At 46.6% G+C, this 9,437-nt stretch carries 4 protein-coding genes; all 4 read left to right on the top strand.

What is annotated here, in order from left to right; translation table 11 throughout:
* A partial coding sequence (locus ACRCZA_RS13780) for an efflux RND transporter permease subunit (RefSeq protein WP_438674984.1) occupies positions 1-2,071 on the top strand: 2,071 nt, incomplete at its 5' end.
* A 442-nt stretch (positions 2,072-2,513) separates the two neighbouring features.
* On the top strand, positions 2,514-7,358 hold the full coding sequence (locus ACRCZA_RS13775; RefSeq protein ID WP_438674983.1) for an NAD-glutamate dehydrogenase: 4,845 nt from the start codon (positions 2,514-2,516) through the stop codon (positions 7,356-7,358).
* Between the two features lie 62 nt (positions 7,359-7,420).
* Positions 7,421-8,440: a quinone-dependent dihydroorotate dehydrogenase gene (gene pyrD, locus ACRCZA_RS13770; protein ID WP_438674982.1), complete on the top strand. Its 1,020-nt coding sequence runs from the start codon at positions 7,421-7,423 to the stop codon at positions 8,438-8,440.
* Between the two features lie 188 nt (positions 8,441-8,628).
* Positions 8,629-9,165 carry a cell division protein ZapC gene (locus ACRCZA_RS13765; protein ID WP_438674981.1) on the top strand — a complete coding sequence of 179 codons (537 nt, stop codon included), beginning with the start codon at positions 8,629-8,631 and terminating at the stop codon, positions 9,163-9,165.
* Positions 9,166-9,437: the final 272 nt, after the last annotated feature.

Below are 9,437 nucleotides of genomic sequence, written 5' to 3'. Positions count from 1 at the left end.
CAATATTTTCAATGCAAACTATTTTAACACCTTAAAGAATGTGCACGATCAGCTGTTTTTTATCCCGGGAGTGGAACGCTCCCAGGTGAAGTCAGTGTTTTCACCTTCGACACGCTTTACTGAGGTGGTTGAAGATGGCTTTGCCGGTGGCCCGGTGATCCCCGCCGATTTTTCGACTTCTCAAGCGGGCCTCGATACAGTGCGCGATAATATTGAAAAAGCAGGCATTGTTGGCCGCCTTATCGCGAATGACTACAGCGCGGCGATGGTGTCGGCGCAGTTGATGGATTTTGATCCGCAAACCGGTAAACCCCTTGATACCATTGCCTTTGCCGCGCAGCTTGAGCAGGAGTTGAGGGGCAAATATGAAACCGATCAGGTAAAAATCCATATCATTGGGTTTGCTAAAATGGCCGGGGATGTTGCCGATGGCGCTAAAGGGGTATTGCTGTTCTTTGTCATTGCCATCCTTATCACCGCAGTCATGGTGTATATTTTTTCTCAGTCCGTCATTCTCACCGTACTGTCGTTAGTGTCGAGTATAGTGGCAGTGGTGTGGCAACTTGGCTCGTTAACTGTGATAGGTTTTGGGCTGGATCCGATGTCTATCCTAGTGCCATTTTTGGTGTTTGCGATTGGCATGAGCCATGGGGTGCAAATTATCAATGCGGTGGCCCATAAAGTACAAGAAGGCCATACCACTAAAGGCGCCGCTGCTTTAGCTTTTCGCAGTTTGTTAGTCCCTGGCGGGGTGGCGTTGCTGTCTGATACGGTGGGCTTTGTGACCTTACTGTTTATTGATATCGGCATCATCCGTGAGCTCGCGATTTCGGCCTCCTTAGGGGTGGGGGTGATCATTCTCACTAATCTTATTCTGCTGCCGTTGATGATTTCGTTCACTAAGGTTAAGGTCACGCAGCCATCCCAAGCCCATGCCACTTTGGTTGATGGCATCTGGCGCTATTTAGCTAAATTTGCCACTCCTAAGTATGCCGTGGTGGTGATTGTTGCTACGGCGCTCTTGTATGTTGCGGGATTGCAGGAGGCCAATAAGATGAAAATTGGCGATCTGCAAGGTGGCGCTCCGGCATTGCATCAGGATTCCCGTTATAACCTCGATACTTTCTTTATTACCGATCATTTTTCGATCACCACCGACGTGATGACGGTGATTGTTGAAGCGACGCCGGAGGCGTGCACCTACCATGATGTGCTCAGCCAAATTGATGAGTTTGAGTGGTTGGTACGTAATACACCCGGAGTGGCTTCTACCGTCAGTTTGGCGTCGGTGGCCAAAAAAGTGAATGCGGGCTTTAACGAGGGGAATCCGAAGTGGGAGGTGTTGCCGCGCACGACCGCCAGTTTAGTGCAGGCCATCGGCCAAATCCCGACGACCTCTGGGTTATTAAATGGCGATTGTTCGGTGATGCCAGTGTATTTATTCATGGAAGATCATAAGGCAGAGACCATTGAAACCGTTGTGGCTAAGGTCAAAGCCGTGGCAGCCAAAATGGATAATGACCAGTTAAGCTTTAAGTTGGCCTCAGGTCCGGTTGGGGTGATGGCGGCGACCAACGAGGCGGTCGCCCAAGCGCAGTTACCTATGATGGTGTATGTCTATGCGGCCGTATTTATCCTGTGCTTAATCAGCTTTAAGTCCTTTAAAGCAACGGTGGCGGTGATTATTCCGTTATATGTGGTGTCGACGTTAGCCCAAGCGTTGATGGTGCAACTTAATATTGGATTAACGGTCAGTACCTTGCCTGTTATTGCGCTTGGCGTTGGTATCGGCGTGGACTACGGTATTTATATTCTCTCGACGATGTCCTCGAAACTGTCTAATGGGATGCCGGTGCAGCAGGCTTACTATGAGGCCTTGGTTGAGCGGGGCAGCGCGGTGATCTTTACCGGATTAACCTTGGCGATTGGGGTGAGTACTTGGTTTTTCTCGGCCCTTAAGTTCCAAATGGATATGGGGGTGCTGCTCACCTTCATGTTTGTGGTCAATATGCTTGGGGCGGTGATTGTTCTACCGGCATTGGCGGCAGTGTTCTGGCGTCAGGCCAAATAAGCCACATCACAGGGGGAGCGTAAGCTCCCCTTATTTTTGCCTCATACTTTGCTATTGAGGAAATTTCCTTCTTTATCTGCACCAGTACTCACTGTTCTTGCTAAACCCTGCGCGTAGGATTGCGTGTTATAGGGTAGTCACTTTTTTGGTTACGGCGCTGACTTAAGTGATTTTGTACAAATGTTTTTATGCAAATGTACTTCCAATGTACTTGCATAGTTACGCTTTTAAAGCGAATTTTGGGTCATTTTGCTAAGGCTTTTCGCGCCAAATGCGGGGAATGTAAGCTGCCTCTCTTAAAATTTTCCTCGAAATACCGTGGATTTAGTAATAAACTTCGCGCGGACGATCCAGATCACACTCATTTTTTCTGGGATTGTTAAGTCGAAGCATCCTAATAATGAAAAAAAGCGCTGCCATAGACGCTTGAGGAAACAGCAACATGGCCTTGAAAGATGCAATGCCTTCAGTACTACTCGAAAATGTAGTCAGTTTAATTCACACGAAAGTCCCTACTTTACAAGCCAAGCAAGTTGAACAATTCGCGAATTGTCTTTACGCCCACATGTCAAAAGACGACCTCAATGCGCGTAATGATAGCGATCTCTATGGCGCTGTTCTCAGTTTATGGAACGCGCTGAACAAGACCCCTAAAGGGCATACTCATCTCAGAGTTTTTAACCCGAGTCAGGCCAAACATGGCTGGCAATCAACCCATTCGATTATTGAAGTTATCCAACCGGATATGCCGTTTTTGGTCGATTCGGTGGGCATGGCGTTAAAGCGGATGGGGATCACCGCCCATATGATGTTACACACACCACTGGCGATTGCACGCGAAGGTCAAGAGGTCACTAAGGTCACTTACTTAAACCAAAGCCCTGAGAGTAATGAACATATTGCCGTGTTTTTGATTGAAATTGATCGCCAAAGCAGTACTGAGGAGATCAAGGCTCTTGAGCGCGAAATTCAGTCGGTGCTTGGCGATGTGGCTGCATCGGTGAACGATTGGCAAGCCATGTCGGCCAAATTGAGCCAAACCATTCAAGAGTTACCTCATCGGCCGTTCCCCGGCGATAAGCAAGAATTAGAAGAAGCGATTAACTTTTTAACCTATCTTAATAATCATCATTTTACCTTACTCGGTTACCGGCAATACGATTTAAAACGGGTTGAAGGTGATGTGGAGTTGGTGCCAAATATTGCCTCTAGCCTCGGTTTGATGAATAAGCAGGGTAAAGCCCACTCTGAACAAGGTTTATTGTTATCGAGTTTTTCTGACAGCGCCCGCAAAGAAGCCTTAGATAGCAGCTTACTTATTTTGACCAAGAGCAGCGCTAAGAGCCGAGTGCACCGTCCTGCCTATGTGGACTATATCGGGATTAAACGCTTTGATGATAAAGGCCATGTCATCGGTGAAGACCGCTTTATTGGCCTTTACGCCTCGAATGTTTACAACCGTAGTCCACGGGAAATTCCGCTGCTGAATGATAAGGTACAACGTATTCTTGATCGTTCAGGCTTGACCCCAAGGTCCCATGACTATAAAGCCTTGCTTAATATTTTGGAAAATCTTCCCCGTGACGAAATCATTCAAGCCAGTGTGGATGATTTAGCTGATATCGCCCACGGTGTGTTAGATATGCAAGATCGCGATAAGCTGAAATTGTTTGTCCGCAAAGACGGTTTTGGGCGTTTCTTATCCTGTTTGGTTTACGTTGCAAAAGATCGCTATAACACCAAACTGCGCCAAGATACCCAACGTATTTTGGCTCAGCATTTTAACAGCAAAGAAGATGTTGAGTTTACGACGTATTTTTCAGAGTCGACCCTTGCCCGTACTCATTACATCGTCAAAGTTGACAACAATAATATGGATGTAGATGTGGCTGCCATAGAAAATAATTTAATTGAAGCGGCACGTTCTTGGGAAGATAAGTTAAGCACCGCGCTGAATAACGCCCTCGGAGAAGAAGCCGGGACGCATCTGATGAAGCGTTACGCCAACGCCTTTGAACAAAGTTATAAAGAAGACGTGCTACCAAGCTCCGCCGTGGTCGATATGCAGCAGCTTGAGGCCTTAGATGATGACCATAAATTGGGGATGTTATTCTATCAACCCCAAGAAGCGGCCCTTGATGACAATAAAGTCCGCCTCAAGTTATTCCATAAAGATGAGCCTATTCATCTGTCGGACGTGTTGCCGATGTTGGAAAACTTTGGCCTACGGGTGATTAATGAACGTCCCTATGAGGTCACTACCGCTGACGGTTCAACCTTCTGGATCTTAGACTTCCTGATGACGGTGAAAGTCGTCAACACCGATAATATCGCTGACAGCCAAGATCGTTTCCAAAACGCATTATCCCAAGTGTGGCAAAAGAAATTAGAGGACGATGGTTTTAACCGGATTATTTTGGCCTCAGGGTTAACCGGCCGCGAAGTCTCGGTATTACGCGCCTATGCCAAATACATGCGGCAGATTGATGCCACTTTTAGCCAATCTTATATTGAAGAAACTTTCGGCCGCTACCCACAAATCGCGGATTTGTTGGTCAAAATGTTTATCCGTAAGTTCAATCCAAAACTCAAGACCCGCACCGTGGGTAAGTTTATGGAGCAGATCAATTTACGCTTAGACGAAGTGTCAAGCCTCGATGATGACCGGATCATTCGGCGTTATTTGGCATTGATCAACGCCACGCTGCGAACCAACTTCTATCAACTCGATGCTAAAGGGGAATTTAAGAGTTATATCTCCTTTAAATTTATGCCATCGATGATCCCTGAAATGCCACGGCCATTGCCGAAATTTGAAATTTTCGTCTATTCGCCACGGGTCGAAGGGGTGCATTTACGCTATGGTAAAGTCGCTCGTGGTGGCCTGCGCTGGTCCGATCGCCGTGAAGATTTTCGCACCGAAGTGCTTGGCTTAGAGAAAGCACAACAAGTAAAAAACACAGTGATTGTGCCGGTGGGCGCCAAAGGAGGCTTTGTCTGTAAACAGCTGCCGACCGAAGGTGGCCGTGAAGTCCTGTTTACCGAAGGCCAAGAATGCTATCGCATTTTTATCCGCGCACTGCTGGATATTACCGATAACATCATCAATGGTGAGATAGTCCACCCGCTAGACGTCGTGCGCCACGATGAGGACGATCCTTATTTAGTGGTTGCCGCCGACAAAGGCACCGCGACGTTCTCCGATATCGCTAATGCCATTTCTTTGGAATACGGTTTCTGGCTCGGGGATGCATTCGCCTCTGGTGGCAGTAATGGTTACGATCATAAGAAAATGGGGATCACCGCTAAAGGCGGCTGGGAATCGGTTAAGCGGCATTTCCGCGAGCTCGGCATCGATTGTCAAACCACCGATTTTACCTGTTTAGGTATTGGTGATATGGCAGGAGACGTATTTGGTAATGGCATGTTGTTGTCTAAGCACACCAAATTGGTGGCGGCATTCAACCATATGCATATCTTTATTGATCCCAATCCCGATGTTGCCGCGAGTTTTGCTGAGCGGGCACGATTATTTGCTCTGCCACGTTCAAGCTGGGACGACTATAACCGTCAGCTGATTTCTAAGGGCGGAGGCGTGTTTTTGCGTTCGTCTAAGTCGATTGCGTTGTCAGTTGAAATGCAGCAAATGCTCGCCACTGAGCAAACCGCGATGACACCGACGGAGCTGATGAAAGAACTGCTGAAAATGCCCGTGGATCTGCTGTGGAACGGCGGTATTGGTACCTATGTTAAGTCATCCCGCGAAACCCACGCTGAAGTGGGCGATCGGGCGAACGATGCCTTACGGGTCAATGGTCGCGAACTGCGCGCTAAGATCGTGGGTGAGGGCGGGAATTTAGGTTGTACACAGTTAGGCCGTATCGAATATGCCGCTAACGGTGGCCGCCTGAATACTGACTTTGTCGATAACGTTGGCGGGGTAGATTGCTCCGACAATGAAGTTAACATCAAGATTTTATTAAATGCGATGGTTGCCGAAGGTGAACTGACGCTTAAGCAGCGTAATCGTTTACTTGAAGACATGACCGAAGAAGTCGGCCAAATTGTACTGCAGGATTGTAAGGATCAAACCCGCACCATTTCTGTGACCCAAGTGCGCGGTGCTGAGCAGTTAAAAGAGCAGATCCGCTTTATTCAATATCTTGAAAAAGAAGGTAAGTTAGACCGCGCATTGGAATTTCTACCCACAGATGAAGAATTGGCAGAACGCCTTGCCAGTGGTCGAGCCTTGACCCGTCCAGAACTGTCGGTGCTGGTCGCCTATGCCAAGATGGTGCTCAAAGAGCAATTGGTTACCCCAGAAATTACTGAAGATACTTTGTTAAGCCAATTGCTGATTGCCTACTTCCCGAAAAAACTGCAAGAACTCTACAGTGCTAGAATGGCGACTCACCCGCTACGGGGAGAAATCATCGCCACTTCATTGGCCAATGAGTTAGTCAATGATATGGGACTTAACTTCGTACAACGTATGCAAGATGAGACAGGTGCCTCAGTTGCTGACGCTGCGATTTGTTACACTATGGCTCGCGAAGTATTTGGTTTAGCTGAATTAACTAAATCGATCACTGACTTGAACGGTATTGTTCCTGCCGCAGTGCAAGGCGAAATGTTACACCAGTTACGGGGCAATATGCGCCGTGCGTGTCGCTGGTTCCTACGTCATCGCAATCGTAGTTGGAGTATTGAGCAAACGGTCGCGTTCTTTAAGCCAGTATTTGAACAGATTAAAGCCAATGTTCATTTATATTTGGCCGCAGAAGAAGCCGCGGGCATTCAAACTGAGATTGATGCGCTGATCAAAGAGAATGTACCGCAGCAGGTCGCGAGCGTGGTGGCTAACATGAGTACCTTATTCTCAGCGTTAGACATTGCCCAAATCGCCCAAGCCGATGGCAAGTCCGTACCGTTAGTGGCTGAAACCTATTTCAAACTCGGCGCCCGAATTGAGTTACATTGGTTCTTAGAACAAATCAGTGCTCAACCTGTGGCAAACCATTGGCAAGCGCTGGCTCGCGCGGCCTTTAGGGAAGAGTTAGATTGGCAACAACGTGCATTAAGTTCAGTGGTATTAAGAACTTGCAGTGAAACCTGTGATGCGCAAACTGTGATTTCCAAGTGGCTGGAACTTAATCAAGGCTTACTGGAAAGATGGTTCCACATGTTAGCTGACTTCAAAACGTCGCAAAACCATGAGTTTGCTAAGTTCTCAGTCGCCCTACGTGAACTTAATCTGCTGATCCTTCATTGCGAAGGGCAAAGGTAAACTTTTATTACAATCAGGAGCCCTGGCGATTGCCGGGGCTTTTTTTAGGTCGAGGACAGTACATGTTTTATAAAATCGCACAGAAAGTCATGTTTCAGATGGATCCTGAGCGAGCTCATAATCTGGCCATTGGCAGTTTACAGTTAACGGGCAATAGTCCGTTAAATGGCTTTTACCGCCAAGATATTACCCCAGCGCCCGTTTCCTTTATGGGACTGACATTTCCCAATCCCGTTGGTCTTGCCGCCGGAATGGATAAAGATGGGGATGCCATTGATGCCTTTCATGCTATGGGCTTTGGTCACATTGAAGTGGGTACCGTGACGCCAAGACCGCAACCCGGTAATGATTTACCCCGTTTATTTAGACTAAAACCGGCCAAAGCGATTATTAATCGTATGGGCTTTAATAACAAAGGCGTCGATAATTTAGTCAAAAATTTGATCGCGAAAAAGTCCGATATCATGGTGGGTGTCAACATTGGTAAAAATCGCGACACCCCGGTAGAGCAGGGCAAAGACGATTACCTCATTTGTATGGAAAAAGTCTATCTGCATGCCGCCTATATTGCAGTGAATATTTCATCACCGAATACCCCCGGTTTACGCGCACTGCAATATGGTGATCTATTAGATGAGCTCCTCGGTGCGATTAAAACTAAGCAACTTGAGCTTGCCGAAAAACACCAAAAATACGTGCCTATCGCGCTCAAGATAGCCCCGGATTTAACCATTGAAGAAATCGAGAATATTGCCGCGGCCCTCATTAAATATCAATTTGATGGCGCGATTGCTACCAACACGACACTGACCCGCGACGGGGTGAGTGGACTGGCAAACGCCAATGAAAGCGGTGGATTAAGTGGCAAACCCCTCGCGGAGTTGTCGACTAAAGTCATTAAACAATTAGCGACTTGCTTAAAAGGCCAGATCCCGATCATTGGTGTTGGCGGTATTAATAGTGCTGAGGATGCCTTAGCTAAGTTTGATGCCGGTGCCACTATGGTGCAGATTTATTCTGGCTTTATCTATCAAGGTCCAAAACTCATTAAAGAAATTGTGGAAGCTTATCGGTTAAAGTAATCCGCTAGGGTTAAGTGATTTTGCCCTAAAATATAACGGCGATCTAAAATGATCTTTAGATCGCCGTTATGATATGAGAGGAGATCGACTAAGTTATTGTTAACTAATTTGTATATTATTATTTTTATTTTGATATCGAATAAAATATCTACTATTATGCTTTAGTGTTCAAATAGTGGGTAAACGTTATGTTATTAATGCCGCAAAAGGATTGGCAATGGAAATATAACGATTCGTATGGTGTATTAAGCGTATCGTTAGGTTCCGAGATAGAGTTTCTGACGGCTTATAAAGCAAAATCATTAATTCCTGATGCGTTATCACGCACGGAATTTAATATTGCGCACGCCAAATTTTATATGAACCTACTCGATAGATTACCCAAGAGTCTGGCGTTGACCGATGCCGCCATTGTGCAAATTGCCCTCAATGCGACTGCCGCCCATTTTATGTTGACCCCACAAATGCCTAAATCTTGGTTTTTCGAACCTAGCGATGTGTGTGTTTACGCTGAGATTGGTAAGGTATTTGAGCTTCGTTGCCAAAAGCAGCGCAGCTTAGTATTAGTGGTTGAAAATACCTTGCAAGCTACCTTGGTGATGTTGTTATCGCCGGAATGTGTCTTATCGGGCGCGAAGACGATGATGCAGTTTGACACCATAAAGGTGATGCACAATCGGTTGCATCCTCTGCGGGCGCAGCGTCAACAGGTCGTCGCCGCCTGATCCCGTTAGGTTGAGTGTTTGACTCGCAGTTTAGGTTGCTACTTTATGGATACTTTTGCTCGCCTTCACTGAAGGGCTTTTAGCCTTCGTGCGCCGAGTCATTATCCGTCTAGGCGTTAAGTGATAGTTTTTTTTGCCTGATATTGCCGCTTATTTAATCTTGCCTAAATCTTGTCTCGATCTTGTCTAAATGTTGTCTTGATTTTATTTTGATTGTATCGATGAGTTATCGCCAATGGTGGCAATACAGAAGGGTTAATCAAGCTTGGCTA

This window comes from Shewanella sp. (assembly GCF_051658185.1).
Taxonomy (GTDB): Bacteria; Pseudomonadota; Gammaproteobacteria; order Enterobacterales; family Shewanellaceae; genus Shewanella.
The sequence above is the reverse complement of the archived record's forward strand: the minus strand, read 5'-3'. Positions and strand labels throughout refer to the sequence as shown.